At 61.7% G+C, this 16,572-nt stretch carries 20 protein-coding genes and 1 tRNA gene; 7 read left to right on the top strand and 14 right to left on the bottom strand.

The window, feature by feature from the left end; genetic code table 11:
• Positions 1-10: 10 nt before the first annotated feature.
• From IEV88_RS12570 to IEV88_RS12520, 11 genes are all read right to left on the bottom strand, one after another.
• Positions 11-616, bottom strand: a complete 606-nt coding sequence (locus IEV88_RS12570; RefSeq protein WP_188158113.1) for a hypothetical protein — start codon at positions 614-616, stop codon at positions 11-13.
• A 111-nt stretch (positions 617-727) separates the two neighbouring features.
• Positions 728-1,258, bottom strand: coding sequence for a hypothetical protein (locus IEV88_RS12565; protein ID WP_188158114.1), 531 nt, complete (start codon positions 1,256-1,258; stop codon positions 728-730).
• Between the two features lie 105 nt (positions 1,259-1,363).
• Positions 1,364-2,416 carry a threonine aldolase family protein gene (locus IEV88_RS12560; protein ID WP_188158115.1) on the bottom strand — a complete coding sequence of 351 codons (1,053 nt, stop codon included), beginning with the start codon at positions 2,414-2,416 and terminating at the stop codon, positions 1,364-1,366.
• Positions 2,417-2,455: 39 nt separating this feature from the next.
• The gene (locus IEV88_RS12555) at positions 2,456-3,154 is read right to left on the bottom strand and encodes an HAD family hydrolase (protein WP_188158116.1); all 699 of its coding nucleotides are present in this window, start codon (positions 3,152-3,154) and stop codon (positions 2,456-2,458) included.
• 90 nt (positions 3,155-3,244) lie between these two features.
• Positions 3,245-5,377 (bottom strand): sodium-translocating pyrophosphatase, encoded by a 2,133-nt coding sequence (locus IEV88_RS12550; protein ID WP_188158117.1) that lies wholly within the window; start codon positions 5,375-5,377, stop codon positions 3,245-3,247.
• 133 nt (positions 5,378-5,510) lie between these two features.
• Positions 5,511-6,050: an inorganic diphosphatase gene (ppa, locus tag IEV88_RS12545; protein WP_188158118.1), complete on the bottom strand. Its 540-nt coding sequence runs from the start codon at positions 6,048-6,050 to the stop codon at positions 5,511-5,513.
• 110 nt (positions 6,051-6,160) lie between these two features.
• Complete coding sequence (locus IEV88_RS12540; RefSeq protein ID WP_194420130.1) at positions 6,161-6,853, bottom strand: nitroreductase; 693 nt, start codon at positions 6,851-6,853, stop codon at positions 6,161-6,163.
• Positions 6,854-6,900: 47 nt separating this feature from the next.
• The gene (locus tag IEV88_RS12535; RefSeq protein WP_188158119.1) at positions 6,901-7,599 is read right to left on the bottom strand and encodes a gamma-glutamyl-gamma-aminobutyrate hydrolase family protein; all 699 of its coding nucleotides are present in this window, start codon (positions 7,597-7,599) and stop codon (positions 6,901-6,903) included.
• 3 nt (positions 7,600-7,602) lie between these two features.
• Positions 7,603-8,928, bottom strand: coding sequence for a carboxylate--amine ligase (locus IEV88_RS12530; RefSeq protein ID WP_188158120.1), 1,326 nt, complete (start codon positions 8,926-8,928; stop codon positions 7,603-7,605).
• A gap of 60 nt (positions 8,929-8,988) precedes the next feature.
• Positions 8,989-10,335, bottom strand: coding sequence for a PQQ-dependent sugar dehydrogenase (locus tag IEV88_RS12525; RefSeq protein WP_206711173.1), 1,347 nt, complete (start codon positions 10,333-10,335; stop codon positions 8,989-8,991).
• A 117-nt stretch (positions 10,336-10,452) separates the two neighbouring features.
• A tRNA-Gly gene (locus IEV88_RS12520) sits at positions 10,453-10,527 on the bottom strand.
• 134 nt (positions 10,528-10,661) lie between these two features.
• Between IEV88_RS12520 and IEV88_RS12515 the strand changes: the two genes are divergently transcribed.
• From IEV88_RS12515 to IEV88_RS12495, 5 genes are all read left to right on the top strand, one after another.
• Complete coding sequence (locus IEV88_RS12515) at positions 10,662-11,171, top strand: prolyl-tRNA synthetase associated domain-containing protein (RefSeq protein ID WP_188158121.1); 510 nt, start codon at positions 10,662-10,664, stop codon at positions 11,169-11,171.
• A 78-nt stretch (positions 11,172-11,249) separates the two neighbouring features.
• Complete coding sequence (gene trxA, locus IEV88_RS12510; RefSeq protein ID WP_188158122.1) at positions 11,250-12,200, top strand: thioredoxin; 951 nt, start codon at positions 11,250-11,252, stop codon at positions 12,198-12,200.
• Positions 12,201-12,248: 48 nt separating this feature from the next.
• On the top strand, positions 12,249-12,932 hold the full coding sequence (locus IEV88_RS12505; RefSeq protein WP_188158123.1) for an LON peptidase substrate-binding domain-containing protein: 684 nt from the start codon (positions 12,249-12,251) through the stop codon (positions 12,930-12,932).
• Positions 12,933-12,961: 29 nt separating this feature from the next.
• Positions 12,962-13,159 carry a Trm112 family protein gene (locus IEV88_RS12500; protein WP_188158124.1) on the top strand — a complete coding sequence of 66 codons (198 nt, stop codon included), beginning with the start codon at positions 12,962-12,964 and terminating at the stop codon, positions 13,157-13,159.
• Between the two features lie 72 nt (positions 13,160-13,231).
• Entirely contained in the window at positions 13,232-13,528 is a 297-nt protein-coding gene (locus IEV88_RS12495) for a hypothetical protein (protein ID WP_188158125.1), read from the top strand.
• 12 nt (positions 13,529-13,540) lie between these two features.
• Here the strand turns inward: IEV88_RS12495 and IEV88_RS12490 are convergent, their stop codons facing one another.
• The 3 genes from IEV88_RS12490 to IEV88_RS12480 form a co-directional block, all read right to left on the bottom strand.
• A complete protein-coding gene (locus IEV88_RS12490) occupies positions 13,541-13,789 on the bottom strand; it encodes a hypothetical protein (RefSeq protein WP_188158126.1) in 249 nt (82 codons plus the stop codon).
• 122 nt (positions 13,790-13,911) lie between these two features.
• Complete coding sequence (gene arsC / locus IEV88_RS12485; RefSeq protein ID WP_188158127.1) at positions 13,912-14,253, bottom strand: arsenate reductase (glutaredoxin); 342 nt, start codon at positions 14,251-14,253, stop codon at positions 13,912-13,914.
• 2 nt (positions 14,254-14,255) lie between these two features.
• On the bottom strand, positions 14,256-14,951 hold the full coding sequence (locus tag IEV88_RS12480; protein WP_188158128.1) for a response regulator transcription factor: 696 nt from the start codon (positions 14,949-14,951) through the stop codon (positions 14,256-14,258).
• Positions 14,952-15,067: 116 nt separating this feature from the next.
• On the opposite strand from IEV88_RS12480, the gene IEV88_RS12475 reads away from it, so the two are divergent.
• Together IEV88_RS12475 and IEV88_RS12470 are read left to right on the top strand one after the other, a co-directional pair.
• Entirely contained in the window at positions 15,068-15,574 is a 507-nt protein-coding gene (locus IEV88_RS12475) for a L,D-transpeptidase family protein (RefSeq protein WP_206711174.1), read from the top strand.
• 101 nt (positions 15,575-15,675) lie between these two features.
• Positions 15,676-16,515, top strand: coding sequence for an esterase/lipase family protein (locus IEV88_RS12470; RefSeq protein WP_188158130.1), 840 nt, complete (start codon positions 15,676-15,678; stop codon positions 16,513-16,515).
• The last annotated feature ends 57 nt before the right edge of the window (positions 16,516-16,572 follow it).

Raw genomic sequence — 16,572 nt, 5'->3', positions numbered from 1 at the left:
CAGGCGGGAATCATTCCGTCGCGCGCTGCTCCTGGAGTTGCAGCTCGACGAGCCAGCCGGAAGGCCCGCTGCGGCCACGCATGAAGGGAGAGTAGGACAATTCCAGATAGGCGGGATCGGCCCGGAACGACCCGGCCGCGATTTCCGGCGGATCGACGAAGTCCCAAATCGTCTTCCTGAAGACCTCTAAGTCGGTGCTTTCCTCGCTCGTCTCGGCAATGAAATCCGGCCCGAGACAGCTCGTCACCATGGCCTCGACGCGGGAGAAGGCCTCCATCGCCCTGGCCTCATTGGCCTCCCTGTCGAGCGTGCCGGCCTGAAACACGGGACAGTTGAAGATATAGATGTTCGCGTCCTGACCGAAGAACCCCTCCATCACCGAGGTGGTACACAGATTATCCCCCAGCGTGATGCCCGTGGTAACCTTGTCGTCGAGTTCCACCTCGCCAAGCTTGAATTTGGCTTTGCGGACTGTCTCGAACGGCACAGCGTTCGTGCGGCTGTCGAAGACCGGTTGCAAGGGGCCGCAGGGGCCGCTGGCGGCAATAGCCTTGTTGTCACCGCTGCAGGCGGCAAGCACCAGGGCGGGCAGGATGAGAGCAGTAACGCGGCGCATGTCTTGTATCTCCTTCGCGAGGGAAGGATCATGACCGCATCAGGCGGCCCCGTCTCTCCCCGATACAGGTGAGGCCCGGGACGGAAGGAAAGACTGCTGCAGCCCGGCTGCTTACATGCCGCACTCGCGGCTGAAGGCGGCGAAGGTCGGATCGACCGGCGGTAGCGAGATTTCCACCTCGCCGAAACGGCTGGACGAGATCGACATGGTGTCCTGCCTGACCACGGCATTGTAGAGCTTGGCAATCGCTGTGTAGGCGCCAGGCTGGGCCAGCTTGACCGACGGGAAATAGCGCCAGTCGCTGCGATTGACCTCTTCGTCATTGGCAGAAAGGCGCACCGGTATCGTCACGTTGCGGGTGGATTGGCGCATGTCGCTGGCGAAATCGAACGGCTCGGTCGAGACAAAGACGGCGAGCTCATCGGCGACGCAGTAGAACATGGCGCTGCCGCCTTCGGAGGCGTTGGCATAGACACCGTCGACCGCGTATTTGCCCTTGGGGTCGTCGGCATCCAGCCACTTGCCATCGGCGCCGATGGAAAAGTCATACGTCTGCCAGCCGCTTTCCTGAGCGGTTGCAGGCATCGCAAGGCCGGCTGCCGTCATGACGCAAGCCACACCGATAGAAACAATGTTCTTCATGGAAACCTCTCCTCTGCCCTCAAGTACGATTGATATAGTAGTTGGCCGGGCAGACACAAGGACCGGATTGTTAAAGCTTGTACAGGTGCGGAAGACTGACCCGCGTCAGCTGTTGCCGATCGTCCGCCCGACCAGATCGATGAACTTGTCCACTTCCTGCTCGCTCGTGACATAATTCGTCACCAGCCGTTTCAGCTGTCCGTTCCATTCATCGCCGGGATAGACCCAGTCATAGAATTGCGCGCCTTGATCCAGCAGTTGCTGCGCCACGCCATCCGGAAAGGTGAGGAAGACTTCATTCGCCTGCACCGGGTGGGCGATGGTGATGCCCGGCAGCGCGCCGAGCCGGTCGCCCAGCCGCGCCGCCATGGCATTGGCATTGCCGGCAAGGTCGAGCCAGAGGTCGTTGCTCAGAAACGCCTCCCACTGGGCCGCCATGAACCGGGCCTTGGACCAGACGTGCCCGGCGCGCTTGTGCCGCCAGGCAAACTCTTCCGTATGCGCCTTGTCGAAGAAGACCACCGCCTCGGCGCACAGGGCCCCGTTCTTGGTCGCGCCGAAGCACAACACGTCGACCCCGGCCCGCCAGGTGACATCGGCCGGCGCGCAACCGAGCGTCGCGATGGCGTTGGAGAACCGCGCGCCGTCCATGTGGACTTTCAGGTTATGGCGCTTCGCCACCTCGCCGATCGCACCGATCTCGTCGGGCGTATAGACCGTGCCGGCTTCCGTCACCTGCGTCAGCGAAACCGCCTTTGGGAGGACGTGGTGGGTCATGGGCGGGGTGTAGAAGCGCATCCCCTCCTCTACCGCCGCCGCCGTCAGCTTGGCATCCCTGCCGGGCAGGGTCAGCAGCTTGGCGCCGCCGGAATAGAATTCCGGCGTGCCGCACTCGTCCATCTGCACATGGGAGACCTCGTGGCAGAACGTACCGCCATAAGGCGGGACCAGTTGCGACAGGGCGAGCCCGTTCGCTGCGCCGCCGGTCGAGGCGAAAAAGACATGGCACTCGTGCTCGAAGATCTCCTCGAACCTCGAAGTCACGCGCCTGGACAGCGCGTCATTGCCATAGGCGGGCACGGAGCCGTCATTGGCCTCGGCAATCGCGTTCATGATCGCCGGGTGAACCCCGGCCCAGTTATCGGATGTAAACAGCATGGCGCGACAGTGGCGGGAGACGAAGCTGTCGTCAACTCGTCACTGGCGGTCGATCTGGCCCAGCATTGCAGCAAGCACATCATGGTGCTCGACAACGCGGGCGGCGCCGGCCTCGGACAGGGTTTCGCCATGACCCTCGAAGCAGTGGCCGCCACCGGTGAAACCCCAGACCGCCATGCCTGCCGCCTTCGCCGCAGCAACGCCGTGATGGGCATCCTCGATCACGAGGCAGTCGGCGGGATCGATGCCGATCCGCTCTGCCGTGTACAGAAAGATATCGGGCGCCGGCTTGCCGTGGGCGACAGCCTCGGCGGAGTACACATCAGGCGCGAAATAGTCCCACAGCCCGCAATGCTTCAGCTTGCGGTCGAGATAGACCATGCGCGAGGACGACGCGACGGCGGTGCGGATACCGTCGAGCGCCTTGACCGCCCTGACGGATTTCTCAGCGCCCGGCACCGGCTGCAGCGTGTCGCGCTTGGCACGGCGCTTGTCGACCAGCCCCTCGAACAGGGCATGGGCTTCGGCGTCGCTCGCCGGGCGGCCGAGAATACGCTCATATTCGGCGCGCAGGGCGGCGGAGAAGACGTCGTCGCGCATGCCGGTGAAGGTCGAGATGAGGTGCTTCGCATCCCACTCGAAGCCATGCTCTGCCAGATAGACCACGACATCATCGAGCCCGACGATCTCGGAATCGACCAGCACGCCGTCGCAATCGAATATGATGGCCTTGACCAAAAGAGCCTCCCAACAAGCGAAAAGCCCCGGCACCGCCAGGGCTTCCCATCATGTAACGATCAAGGCCGCAAAGGCCAAGGGCTGTGTTTCCTACCCGCCGAGACCGGCGAGGAAGGCGAGCAGCAACAGCGCGATGATGTTGGTGATCTTGATCATCGGGTTGACCGCCGGGCCGGCCGTATCCTTGTACGGATCGCCGACCGTGTCGCCGGTCACCGCAGCCTTGTGGGCTTCGGAGCCCTTGCCGCCATGATGGCCGTCCTCGATATATTTCTTGGCGTTGTCCCACGCACCGCCACCGGCGGTCATCGACAGGGCCAGGAACAGGCCGGTGACGATGACGCCCATCAGCATCGCGCCGACAGCCGACAGGGCCTGGGACGGCCCGGCGACGATGCCGATCACGATGTAGAGCACGATCGGCGACAGGATCGGCAGCAGCGACGGGATCACCATCTCCTTGATCGCGGCACCGGTCAGCATCTCGACCGCGCGGGCATAGTCGGGCTTTTCCTCATAGGTCATGATGCCCGGCTTTTCGCGGAACTGGCGGCGCACTTCCTCGACCACCGCTCCGGCAGCCCGGCCAACGGCCATCATCGCCATCGAGCCGAACAGATAGGGCAGCAACCCGCCGATAAACAGGCCGACAACCACGTAAGGGTTGGACAGCGAGAAATCGAAGGTGATGTTGGCAAAGAACGGATAGGTTTCCGGCTCGCTGATGAAGTGTTTCAGATCCTCCGTATAGGCAGAGAACAGCACGAGCGCGCCAAGTCCGGCAGAGCCGATGGCATAGCCCTTGGTCACCGCCTTGGTCGTGTTGCCGACGGCATCGAGCGCGTCCGTCGTGTTGCGCACTTCCGGGTCGAGATCGGCCATCTCGGCAATGCCCCCGGCATTGTCCGTGACCGGACCGAAGGCATCGAGCGCGACGATCATGCCGGCCAGCGCCAGCATCGTCGTGACCGCCGTGGCGATACCGTAGAGACCGGCGAGGTTGAAGGTCACGATGATGCCGATGACGATCACCAGCGCCGGGGCCGCGGTCGCTTCCATGGACACGGCGAGGCCCTGGATGACGTTTGTGCCGTGACCGCTTTCGGAGGCCTTGGCCACCGACCGGACCGGGCGGTAGTTCGTGCCGGTGTAGTATTCGGTGATCACGACGATCAGCCCGGTGATGATCAGGCCGGTGATGCCGCAGAAGAACAGCGACCAGCCGGTGAAAGACCGGTCACCGACAATGTATTCCTGGCCGAACCCGGTGATCCAGGCGGTGACGATCGCCAATCCGATCACCGACAGGAGGCCGGTGGCGATCAGGCCCTTGTAGAGCGCGCCCATGATATTGGTCGAGCCCTTCGACAGGCGGACCGCATAGGTGCCGATGATCGAGGTGATAATGCACACCCCGCCAATGGCCATCGGGTAGAGCATGAACATGCCCGCAATGTCAGAGGCAAAGATGATCGAGCCGAGCACCATGGTCGCCGCCACGGTGACGACATAGGTCTCGAACAGGTCAGCAGCCATGCCGGCGCAATCGCCGACATTGTCACCGACATTGTCCGCGATGGTCGCGGCGTTGCGCGGGTCGTCTTCCGGGATACCGGCCTCGACCTTGCCGACGAGATCGCCGCCGACATCCGCACCCTTGGTAAAGATGCCGCCGCCGAGACGGGCAAAGACGGAGATCAGCGAGGCGCCGAGCGACAGGGCGATGAGGCCGTTGATAACGCGGCGCCCTTCGGGCTCGAGGCCAAAACCGGCGGTCAGGATCGCATAGTAGCCGGCGATGCTCAGCAGCGCGAGACCGGCGACCAGCATGCCTGTGACGGCACCGGCCTTGAACGCGATGTTGAGGCCCTTGGCGAGGCTCTCGCTGGCAGCCTGCGTGGTACGGACGTTCGCCCGCACGGAGATCAGCATACCGATATAACCGGCGGCGCCCGAAAGGACGGCACCAACAATAAACCCGATCGCAGGGATCGGGTCGAAGCTGAACAGCAAGAGAAGAAGAACGGTAACGCCAGCGCCAACGATGGCAATCGTGGTATACTGCTTGTTGAGAAAGGCCTGGGCGCCTTCCTGGATCGCAGATGCAATCTCCTGCATCTTTTCGGACCCGGCGGAGGCCGACATCAGCCCCCTTGCGGTAAACAGGCCGTACAGGACGGCGACAAGCCCGGCAAAAATGACGAGCCACAGTTCAAGTGACATAACGATCCTCCCCAGCTTTATACAGCCAGCTATATGTTAGAGAGCCTTTAGCGGCTCTTTAACAGCGGAGAGTGACAAAGGCCGGGGCCAAAATCAAACGATTATTGAAGGCAGCTCAAGGCGTTAACCCGTGTCAGCCCTTCCTGGCGCGGATTTCGTTTTCGACGCCCTCGGCGATCAGGCGCATCGCCACCTCGCGCGACTGCCATTCCTTGACCTTCACCCACTTGTCGGTTTCCAGATCCTTGTAGTGCTCGAAGAAATGCTGGATGCGCTCGAGCAGGATCGACTGGACATCCTCATAGGTGTTGATGTTGTCGTAATAGCGGGTCAGCTTGTGATGCGGTGCGGCAAGGATTTTCTCATCCTGGCCAGCCTCGTCTTCCATGATCAGGACGCCGATCGGACGCGCGCGCACGACAGCGCCGGGCACCAGCGGGCGCTGCCCCAGAACCATGATGTCGACGGCGTCGCCGTCATCGGCCAGCGTATGCGGCACGAAGCCGTAATTGCAGGGATAGCGCATGGAGGTATAGAGGTAGCGGTCGACGAACATCGCGCCGGAGGCCTTGTCGATCTCGTATTTGATCGGCTCGCCGCCGAGCGGCACTTCGATGACGACATTGATGTCTTCCGGCGGGTTCTTGCCGGCGGGAATCTTACTCAGGTCCATGACTCTTATCCTTGGTATTTTTTCCTCTTATGCCGTCACTGTTGCGGTGCAGCAAGAGGGGTTTGGCGCTGATGGCACACTTTTTTGCGCTTCGGATGGTCGCGACTTCGTCAGTCCTTGAGAAAGGCCGCAAACCCGGCCGGCGCGACGCGCTCTGTCCGCAGGCTGTTTTCAGGAGCATCGGGGTCGGCATGGCCCAGCGCCATGCCGCAATAAAGGCGCCGATCGTCGCCGAGATCAAGGAAATCGCCAACAGTTTTCGGGAAGGCGGCCCAGGCCTCCTGCATGCAGGTCGACAGGCCGCGTTCCACCGCCAGCAGGGCGATGGTCTGCATGAACATGCCCAGATGCGCGAATTGCGGCAGGCCCATTTGCCGGTCGATTGAAAAGAACAGCCCGGCCGGCGCGCCGAAGAACTCGTAATTGCGGGAAAACTGCAGCATCCGGCCCAGCCTGTTGCTCCGCTCGATACCGAGACGGGCATAGAGGTCCTCGCCGACTTTCTGCCGCCGTCCGCGCCATGGCTCGCCAAGGCTCTTTGGGTAGATATCGAACTCGCTGCCCTCCCCCGCCGGATTAGCGGCGATGGCGTCCTTCATGCGGGCCTTCAACCGGCCGAGAGCCTCGCCCGTAACGACATGGACATACCATGGCTGGAGATTGCCGCCGGAGGGTGCGCGGGCGGCGAGCGTCAGGATTTCCTCGATCACCTCGCGCGGCACCGGTTGGTCCGTATAGGCCCTGATCGAGCGGCGCTGTTGCACGGCCTTCGTCACCGGCACGGTCTGTGTAGCCCTATCCATTGCCCGTCCTTTCAACCCGCACAGGGAAGGGTAACGGCAACACCGTGTCAATCGTCCCCGGCAGGCCTGTCGGCGCGGGCGGCCTCAACGAGACGGCGGAAAAGGTTCATGAACCGCGACCGGTAGATCAGGAATTCCGGGTGGAACTGGACACCGAGATAGAAGCGCCGGGTCGGGTCCTCGATTGCCTGGACGATGCCGTTCTCCTCCCGCGCCGTCACGCGCAGGCCATCGCCAACCCGGTCTATCGCCTTGCGATGCAGAGAGTTTACCTGTGTCCGCCGTGTACCGAGTATGCCCGCAAGCAGTGACCCTTGCTCGACATTGATCGTCTTGCGGAAGAAAGTATGTGCCCAGAAGCCCGTGGGATACTCCGCGTTCTCATAAGTCCCCGCCAGATCGTGGTGCAGGCTGCCGCCATGGGCAACATTCAGCAGTTGCGCGCCGCGACAGATACCGAGAACGGGCACGTTCTCCTCCCGCGCGCGGCGGGCCCAGTACATTTCCATCTCGTCGCGGCCGTGGTCATAGGTCGCGGTCTCGATTGCCTCTGCATCGTAGTGCTCGGGAAAGATGTCGCTGCCGCCGCCGACGATGAGGCCATCAAGCGGCATCTCGCGCCAGCTTGTGCCGGCATTCATGTTCACCGTCTCGCCGCCGGCCAGCATTACCGCCAGCCTGATTGCGCGATAGGCCGCGTTATCGCCCATCTCCGGCTTTGTTATGCCAATGCACGGACGGCTCATGGATCAGCCCTTGATCTCCGGCGGCAGCTTGCCATGCCGGATGAGCGAGCCGAGCACATAGAAGACGCCGAGGGAGGTCATTGGGTCTTTCTTCAGCTGCAACTCACTCTCCGCCTCACGGGCGGAATGGAACCGGTCCTTCAGGACGAAGGCGGCATCGTCAAGATTGGTCGCCTCGGAGAACAGCGCGCCCAGATACTTGACCGTATCCTGATACTGATGATCGGAAAAGGTCGCCTTCACCTTGCGCCACGCCGCGGAGACACGGCTGAAATCCTTTTCCTCGTCAAACGCCTCGATCAAGGCTTCCGCCGCCCAGAAGCCGGGAACGCGGGTCTTGTGCCCGATCTCGGCTTCCTGGTGCTCCGGCACCTCGCCCGTGACGATCATCTGGTAGAGCAGCCATGGATAGTCGACCCCGGAATCGACCGATTGAAACAGCCCGGCCCAGAAGCGCGGATTGACCTCGATCAGTTTCGGACGGTCCTCCTGTTTGCCGGTCCAGCGGAAATCGATCTCGGCGACGCCGGTCCAGCCTGTCGGCTTCATCAGCTTCCTGACCTCTTCGGCGAAAAGATCGTCCTCGACCGTCTCGCGCATGACACCGGCACCGGACTCCTTCGGGAAGGTCTGAAGGTTCGTATACGCCATGTGCGCAAGAAGCTCGCCATCGCGGAACAGGCCGGTCATGCAGTAATCGCTGCCGTCGACCGCTTCCTGGATCAGCGGCATGATCGTTTCCTTCCCAGCCAGCTTGCGATAACCCTTGTCGAGCTCCTCCTTCGTCTTGCAGAAGCTGATACCGCGCCCGCCGACGCCATCGACCGGCTTGATCACTGCCGGCAGGGGGATGTCGTCGAGCATTGCCGCAAAATCGTCGAGGTCCCTGGGCTGGCGCGTTTCCGGAATGGCGGCGCCGGCATCGCGGGCCGTGTCGACCAGCTTGTGCTTCGGACTGACCATGCCGATCGACGCGCCATCCGGCGCGGCAATCTCGATCAGTCCCGCGAAACGATCCTTGTTCTCTGCGAGCAGGACGGTTTCACGGAACATCGGCATGAGGATATAGGGGCGGTCATCCTCCGGCTTGTATTTGCGGATATTTTTTTCCATGTCGTCGAGAAATTTTTCCGGCTCCTCGTCATGGTTCGCATGGACGAAATTATGGGATGTGTAGCGCGAGAAGGACAGCACGGTGAAGTCGACATCATCACAACCGATCACCTCGATATTTTGGCGCGCCAGCGAATGCGCCGCGACCAGCGACATCAGCGAGCGGCCATAAGGGATGATGACCCGGCCGGCCGGCGGTTGTTTTTCCTTGGACATGATATTTACCTCTCGCAGGCAGAAACACTTCTGCCAGAACGCCCGTTCCCGGCCTGAAGCCTATTCAGGCGTGACGCGGTAGAGCCCGCCATTGGTCTCGTCGGTCAGAATAAGGAGGGAGCCGTCCTTGTCGACGTCAATGTCGCGGATCCGGGCAAGGTCCGTAAGCAGGCGCTCCTCACCGACAATGCGCTCGCCATCGAGCTCGAGGCGGACAATGGCGCCGGGCTTGAGCGACGCGACGAGCAGATCACCCTGCCAGTCGGCGAACATCGCGCCTTCATAGAAGACCATGTCACCGGGAGCGATGACCGGGTCCCAGTAATAGACCGGCTGGGCCATGCCTTCCCGCTCGGTGATGCCGTCACCGATGGGCGTGCCATCATAGTCCTCGCCATAGGTGACGACCGGCCAGCCGTAATTGGTCCCGGCCGAGGGAATATTGATCTCGTCGCCACCGGCGGGGCCATGCTCGATCGTCCACAACCGGCCTGTCTCCGGATGGATATCCGCGCCCTGTATGTTGCGGTGGCCGTAGGACCAGATCTCGGGCAGGGCTCCGTCACGATCCGTAAACGGATTGCCGTCGGGCGCCGTGCCATCCATGTTCAGGCGCACGACCTTGCCGAGATGGGCGTCGAGATCCTGGGCCAGCTGGCGCGGCTCCGGCAGGGAGCGTTCGCCAAGCGTGAGAAAGAGATGCCCGTCGCCATCGAACTCGATATTGTTGCCGAAGTGCTTGGTCGATTCCCAGGACGGCATTTGCTGGAAGATCACTTCCACATTTTCAAGCGCCGTCATGTCCTCTGACAGGGTGCCGCGCGCCAGCGACGTGCCGTTCTCATTGTCGCCACGCGGCTCCGAGAAGGCGATATAGACCATGCGATCGCTGGAAAAGTCCGGACTGATCGCAATGTCGAGCAAGCCGCCCTGATCGCGATTGTCGACTTCCGGCACGCCGGTGATCGGCGATGATTTTTCACCGGCGGCGCTGACCATGTAGAGGTCGCCGCCGCGTTCGGTCACAAGGGCTGCGCCATCAGGCAGCAGCGCCATGCCCCATGGCTCGTCGAAGCCGGCGATTTCCTCCGCCTGCAGGGTAACGCCAGAGTCCGATTGCGGCGCGCGGGTCTGGCCGGGGAAGGCCGGCGTCTGGCTCGGCACGTTCGGCTCGCCCTGCGGAACGGGTTCCCCATTCATGGTATCGGCAACGCCGGGATTGTCTGCGATACCCGTCGCGGTCATGTCGGCAGCCGCCATGTCGCCGGTATCGGTGGAATTGGCCGGGCTGTCAGCGGCGGCCATGTTCATCTCGTCGCTATCGGAATTCCTATCGGCATCGCTGGCAACATCATTGCCGCAAGCCGCGAGCAGGAGGGCGGTGGTGGAAAGCAGGATGGCGCGCATGGGTCTTCCTCTCATGAATAACTGTTCATGAAATCCTTACAGCCGCAGGGATGGATAGTTCACGCAGAGACGCACCCTGGAGGGTGGTCTGACGGGTTTGTGAAGAAGGAAGAAAAATGGAGCGGGCGAGGCGATTCGAACGCCCGACCCTAACCTTGGCAAGGTTATGCTCTACCCCTGAGCTACGCCCGCTCACTGCCGGGTTGATCGGCGAGCCCGTCTTAAAGCGCAAGCGAAGCGCACTTGCAAGAGAAAATTTTCCGGCAGGTTTGAATTTTTCGCCATGCCGGTTAAGCAGGACATCATACAGGAGGGGTGACACCATCATGCAGGCAACCCGTGACGACCTCTACGCCCGGCTCGATGCGCTCGGCATCGGGCACAGGACGGTCGACCATCCGCCGGTCTTCACCGTGGAGGAAGGCGAGCACCTGAAACGGGACCTCGCCGGCGGGCATTCCAAGAACCTGTTCGTCAAGGACAAGAAGGGTACGCTGTTCCTGATCGTCGCCCTCGGCGAGACGCGCATCGACCTGAAGGCACTGGGGCCGGCCATCGGGGCGCAGGGGCGGCTGTCCTTCGGCAGGCCGGAGCTGATGGAAGCGGTGCTTGGGGTAACGCCCGGCTCGGTCACGCCCTTTGCCCTGATCAATGACCGCGACCGGCGGATCTCGCGGGTCATTCTTGGTCAGGAGATGATGGTCTTCAATCCGGTCTGGTTTCACCCGCTGGAGAACAATGCCTCGACGGCGGTCTCGCCGGAGGGCCTGTTGCGGTTCATTGCCGATTGCGGCCATGAAGCGGAGACGGTCTCCCTCGAAAAACCCCTCGGTTGAGAACGGTCGCGCCCCAGGCTATGCCCCTCTTGCTTTAGCCCCGTCACCGCGCCATGTAGGCGGCAAGGAGAACAAGCCATGACTGACATTATCGGCGCCGGCAAGGACGCCCCCGCAACCGCACAGACCCTGATCAAGGACACCACTATCGAGGGCTTTGCCGACGATGTGATGAAGGCCTCCCAGGAAGTGCCGGTCATCGTCGATTTCTGGGCACCCTGGTGCGGCCCGTGCAAGACGCTGGGCCCGATGCTGGAAAAGGCCGTCACCGCGCTGAAAGGCAAGGTGAAGATGGTCAAGGTCGATATCGACCAGAACCAGATGCTGGCCCAGCAGCTGCGCATCCAGTCCGTGCCGACCGTGATGGCGTTTGTCGCCGGCCGCCCGGTCGACGGCTTTGCCGGCGCGATCCCGGAAAGCGAAATCAACGCCTTCCTGCAACGGGCGCTCCAGGCGGGCGAGCAGATGGGTCTTGGCGGTGCCCCGGGCGACGGGCCGGACCCGGAAGAAGCGTTGAGCGTCGCCGACCAGTCTTTCAATGATGGCGACCTGAACACGGCGGCCCAGCTTTATGGCGGCGTTGCCGAAATGCTCGAGGAAGACGACAAGCTGCACTCGCGCGCGCTCGCCGGTCTTGCCCGCTGCTACATGGCGTCGGGCAATCTCGACCAGGCCCGGCAGATTCTTGACCAGATGCCCGAGTCTCATGCCAGCGAGCAGGCCGTCGCCAGCGCGAAAGCCGCCCTTGACCTGTCCGCCGGCGATGGCGCCGACCTTGCCGAGGCCCGCGACAAGGCCGAGGCCAACCCGGACGATCTGCACGCGCAATATGACTATGCCGTCGCGCAGATCGGCGCGGGCCAGATGGAAGAGGCCGGCGACACCCTGCTCGGCATCATCGCCAGAGAGCGCGACTGGAACGAAGATGCCGCCCGCAAGAAGCTTCTGACCCTGTTCGACGCACTGGGTGCGACAAATCCAGTCACCCTCAGGATTCGCCGGAAGCTCTCCTCGATCCTATTTTCCTGATAACGGCTATTGGCCCCTTCGATGACAGGGCCATCAGGAGAAGTATCCATGAGTAAATTCCCGCATCAGGCAGAGGACATTATCCTGCCTGAGCGATTGCCCGTTTTCCCGCTGCGCAACGCCTTGCTGCTGCCTGGCGGAAAACTGCCGCTGAACATTTTCGAACCGCGCTATCTCGCCATGACCGATCATGCCCTGGGCGCCGGGCGGCTGATCGGCATGGTGCGGCCGAAATCAGACGAGGGTCTGCACCAGGATCTGTACCGCGTCGGCTGTGCCGGGCGCATCACCTCCTTCATGGAAACCGAGGATGGCCGCTATCTCATCACCCTGTCCGGCCTCTCCCGCTTCGTGAACCGGGAGGAGATCATGGACGGGACCCCCTATCGCATGATGGAGGTCGACTGGAGCGGTTTCCCGAACGATCCCTATTCCCAGAACGAGGAAGAGCTGCCACCGGTGCGGGAGAAACTGCTCGGCGTGCTGTCGCGCTATCTCAGCGAATCCGGGATGAAGGCCGACTGGGAGTCGATCGTGAGTGCGCCGTCACAGACCATCGTCAATTCCGTTGCCATGTCCTGCCCGTTCTCGCCCGACGAGAAGCAGGCGATCCTCGAAGCCGCGACCTGCGAGGCGCGGACGGAAACCCTGGTCACCCTGATGGAAATGGCCCTTGCCGAGGGCACGACCGACATGTCAGACATCGACGACAAGCCATCGCGCCTGCAATAGGGCGTCTGCGACAGGAAAGCCGAAAGCCGATGAGTGCCGAGACACCACCCGACAACAGCGTCGATCCGAAACTGCTGGAGATCCTCGTCTGCCCGGTCAGCCGTGGCACGTTGCGCTATGACCGGGAAGCGGCCGAGCTGATCAGCGACAAGGCCAAGCTGGCCTATCCGATCCGCGATGGCATGCCGATCATGCTGGAGGCGGAAGCCAGACGGATAGAGGACTGACGCCAGCCCTCGCCGGAACCATCCTTCGCCCTTGTCCATTCCGTGAATGAGCACATTGCGGAGATGCGAAGCATGACCACCCTGACCTTTTCTGTCCCGGGCACCGGCGCCTGTCAGCCCGGGGATATCGCCGCCATGACCGCGGAAATACCCTATGGCATCGGCATCATCATCCTGCTGATCGCGCTGATCTGGGGCGCAACCCATTACAGGTTACGCTCGCGCCGCTCCGAACGGCTGTCCGAAGAGGCAACCCGGGAGATGTATGAAGAACCGGAGCGCTATGACGTAGAGCGCCGGCATGAGCTGGAAGAGGAGATCGAGCGCGAGGAAGAGCGGACCCGGCAGGCGGAAAACAAGTCCGGCTGAGGGCCGGGCGCTTCATAGATGGCGGGACACGCGTCGCGCCGGCCTGTGCAACTTTTCGATCAGGGTCAGGATATCGCGAACTTTTTGTCGGTCGCTACGGCACAGGTCGAGCGGTTCATACAGCAAGGTCAGATCGGCCGTCGTGGATCCGGAGAAGCGGGAGGTCACGAAGCCGCTGTAACAGGTATACCCGGGGGATGTTTTTCGTTCTGGTGCGGAAATGACGCTGTTAGTGTCATCATTGTCGGGGTAGTCATGCATTGTCGACCCCTGTGCATTATTTCAATCTATACGCTTGTCGGCAAGAGTGAAACAACCGGGGTGCTGGGTGGTTCCGCGCCGATAAGATAGTATTACGTGAGCCGCGGTCCTCGTCTGCGCGACTACAGCAGTGCCAGCACGGTCTCCGGGGGGCGGCCGATGACAGCTTTCTCACCGCTGATTGCGATGGGGCGTTCGATGAGGATCGGATTTTCCGCCATTTCCTTGATCAGCGCCTGGTGGGAGACCTCGTCCAGTTCAAGGTCGCGATAAAGCTTATCTTTCGTCCTCATCGCCTCACGCGGCTCGACACCCAGGAGCGCGATCACCTCTTTCAGGCGCTTCTGCGTCGGCGGAGTTTTCAGATACTCGACCACCGTCACCGCGGCGCCGGCGTCCTGCAACAGGGCCAGCGCCTGGCGCGATTTCGAACAGCGCGGATTGTGCCAGAACTCGATCGCCATTATCAGCGGTCGAGGACGAGGCGATAACCGCCACCCTCCGTCAGCAGCAGCGAGGCCTGAGACGTATCGGGCTCGATCTTCTGGCGCAGACGATAGATGTGGGTCTCCAGCGTGTGGGTCGTGACCCCGGAATTATAGCCCCAGACCTCGTCGAGCAATTTCTCCCGGCTGACCGGCTGGCCGCCTGAGCGATAGAGATATTTCAGGATCGAGGTTTCCTTTTCCGTCAGCTTGATCTTGCGGTCTTTCTCGGTGACCAGCATTTTCACCGCCGGCTTGAACTCGTAGGGACCGACCTTGAAAACGGCGTCCTCGCTCTGTTCATGGCTGCGCAAATGGGCGCGCAAGCGGGCAAGCAGCACCGAGAACTTGAACGGCTTGGTGACATAATCATTGGCACCGGCATCGAGGCCAAGGATCGTGTCGGCCTCTGAATCCGCGCCGGTCAGCATGATGATCGGCGACTTGAAACCGTTCTTGCGCATGACGCGGCAGGCGTCGCGCCCGTCCATGTCGGGCAGGCCGACATCCAGCAACACGATGTCGATATGCGCTTCCTGCTTGACCTTGTCGATGGCAGCGGCTGCGGTCCCGGCAATTTCCACCTTGAACTCGTCATGGACCTCGAACTGGTCGAGAAGTGTTTCACGCAAAAGATCGTCGTCATCGACGAGTAGAATTCGTTTCGCCCGCGGCATAAGTCCTCCATACTGCTGACAGGCGCAGACAACGCCCCAGGAGCTACGCGCACTATACTGCGTGTTGCGGCTGAGAAAACCGGCTTGTGTCAGAGGGCCATCACATGCAGTTGAAGGTGACAGCCAGAAAAAGTGAGCCCCGGGGCATTATCTCCGTGCGCGACACGCAATTTGACTGTGCCCTCGGCCCTGCGGGTCTCGTGCGGCGCAAGAAGGAAGGAGATGGCGGCACGCCGCTGGCGACCATGCCGCTGCTGCAGGTCTATTTCCGGCCCGATCATGTCGAGCGGCCGCAGACCCGGCTGAGGACCATCCCGCTCCTGCCCAATATGGGCTGGTGTGACGACCCTTCCTCGCCTGCCTATAACCGTCTCGTCCACCTGCCCTTCGACGGCTCGCATGAGAAGATGTGGCGCGACGATCATGCCTATGACATCTGCGTCGTGCTTGGCTGGAATTATGACAAGCCGCGCCCTGGCGAGGGCAGCGCCATTTTCTTTCACCTCGCCAAGGAAAACTATTCCCCTACGGAGGGGTGTATTGCCGTCAGTCTCGATGCCATGCTCGGCATCCTGAAGCATTGCGGAACCGGCAGCGAGATCCACACACTGATCGTTCATTGATCAGCATTGCCCGTTTCAACGCCCGCGCTCCCCGATTCGGGGGATAGGCGGACACCGGCATTTCGCGCATAGATCGTTTCCTGAATGGCACGGAGACAGTCATGACCGACAAAGCGGAGAGCCCTGACAAGCAGCCCGAGATCAGCACGTCCGAACCGCCTGCGCCGTCCTTCCCCCTCGGGGACATGCTGAGCGATGACCGGGACGAGGCCCGCCGGGCGCCGGCGGAACTATCGGCGAAATCCGTCAAGGGCGTCATCATGCTGATGCATGGCTTCGACCCGTTCTACCCCATCCCCTCATCCGATCCGCGTACAGCGCTTTATCCGTTCATGGAAGAGATGCGCCAGTATTACGAGCCCCGCGGCTATCGGGTCTATATCAACCTGTACCCGACCAATGTCTCCTTCGTGACCGCAGCGACCTTTGTCCAGAATAACATGCTGGCACTGGGCGTTCCGCTGCATAATGTGCACATGTTCGGCTACAGCATGGGCGGGCTCGTCTGCCGCCAGCTCGTTGCCAATGGCTTCATCAAACCGTCCTCGCTTATGACCTATTGCACGCCGAACCTCGGCACCGCCGCCTGGATCACTTGGTACCCGTACAATCTCGGGGCGATGTCGATGTGGCAGTCAAGCCACGACCTTGCGGTGCTCAACAACAACCCTACCGACATATCCAACCGGCACAACTACACCATGATCGGGATCAGCTATGAGGAAACGGGCAGCGGGAAACGTCACTACAATGACCAGCTGGTCGAGGTGAACTCCGCGATTCTCAACGGCAATAATTGCGGCCCGAAACCGGGACGCCCGATTCACTGGTCCTACTACAAGCCGCACAATGTCGAGATCGGGACGATCCACTCGGCCTGCCAGGGCTTTCCGATGATCCGTGCCGCGATGAACCAGTTCATCGCCACCGTCCCGGATTAGGTCAACCTGCGCTCAGATTAAATCATTTGAATGCAGACAGTTTATCTGTTTCAAGGA

It is taken from the genome of Aquisalinus flavus (assembly GCF_014640095.1).
Taxonomy (GTDB): Bacteria; Pseudomonadota; Alphaproteobacteria; order Caulobacterales; family Parvularculaceae; genus Aquisalinus; species Aquisalinus flavus.
The sequence above is the reverse complement of the archived record's forward strand: the minus strand, read 5'-3'. Positions and strand labels throughout refer to the sequence as shown.

Coding starts and splice junctions, on each gene's coding strand:
- IEV88_RS12570 (WP_188158113.1), bottom strand. CDS start 616: ATGCGCCGCGTTACTGCTCTCATCCTGCCCGCCCTGGTGCTTGCCGCC.
- IEV88_RS12565 (WP_188158114.1), bottom strand. CDS start 1,258: ATGAAGAACATTGTTTCTATCGGTGTGGCTTGCGTCATGACGGCAGCC.
- IEV88_RS12560 (WP_188158115.1), bottom strand. CDS start 2,416: ATGCTGTTTACATCCGATAACTGGGCCGGGGTTCACCCGGCGATCATG.
- IEV88_RS12550 (WP_188158117.1), bottom strand. CDS start 5,377: ATGTCACTTGAACTGTGGCTCGTCATTTTTGCCGGGCTTGTCGCCGTC.
- ppa (WP_188158118.1), bottom strand. CDS start 6,050: ATGGACCTGAGTAAGATTCCCGCCGGCAAGAACCCGCCGGAAGACATC.
- IEV88_RS12540 (WP_194420130.1), bottom strand. CDS start 6,853: ATGGATAGGGCTACACAGACCGTGCCGGTGACGAAGGCCGTGCAACAG.
- IEV88_RS12535 (WP_188158119.1), bottom strand. CDS start 7,599: ATGAGCCGTCCGTGCATTGGCATAACAAAGCCGGAGATGGGCGATAAC.
- IEV88_RS12530 (WP_188158120.1), bottom strand. CDS start 8,928: ATGTCCAAGGAAAAACAACCGCCGGCCGGCCGGGTCATCATCCCTTAT.
- IEV88_RS12525 (WP_206711173.1), bottom strand. CDS start 10,335: ATGCGCGCCATCCTGCTTTCCACCACCGCCCTCCTGCTCGCGGCTTGC.
- IEV88_RS12515 (WP_188158121.1), top strand. CDS start 10,662: ATGCAGGCAACCCGTGACGACCTCTACGCCCGGCTCGATGCGCTCGGC.
- trxA (WP_188158122.1), top strand. CDS start 11,250: ATGACTGACATTATCGGCGCCGGCAAGGACGCCCCCGCAACCGCACAG.
- IEV88_RS12505 (WP_188158123.1), top strand. CDS start 12,249: ATGAGTAAATTCCCGCATCAGGCAGAGGACATTATCCTGCCTGAGCGA.
- IEV88_RS12500 (WP_188158124.1), top strand. CDS start 12,962: ATGAGTGCCGAGACACCACCCGACAACAGCGTCGATCCGAAACTGCTG.
- IEV88_RS12495 (WP_188158125.1), top strand. CDS start 13,232: ATGACCACCCTGACCTTTTCTGTCCCGGGCACCGGCGCCTGTCAGCCC.
- IEV88_RS12490 (WP_188158126.1), bottom strand. CDS start 13,789: ATGCATGACTACCCCGACAATGATGACACTAACAGCGTCATTTCCGCA.
- arsC (WP_188158127.1), bottom strand. CDS start 14,253: ATGGCGATCGAGTTCTGGCACAATCCGCGCTGTTCGAAATCGCGCCAG.
- IEV88_RS12480 (WP_188158128.1), bottom strand. CDS start 14,951: ATGCCGCGGGCGAAACGAATTCTACTCGTCGATGACGACGATCTTTTG.
- IEV88_RS12470 (WP_188158130.1), top strand. CDS start 15,676: ATGACCGACAAAGCGGAGAGCCCTGACAAGCAGCCCGAGATCAGCACG.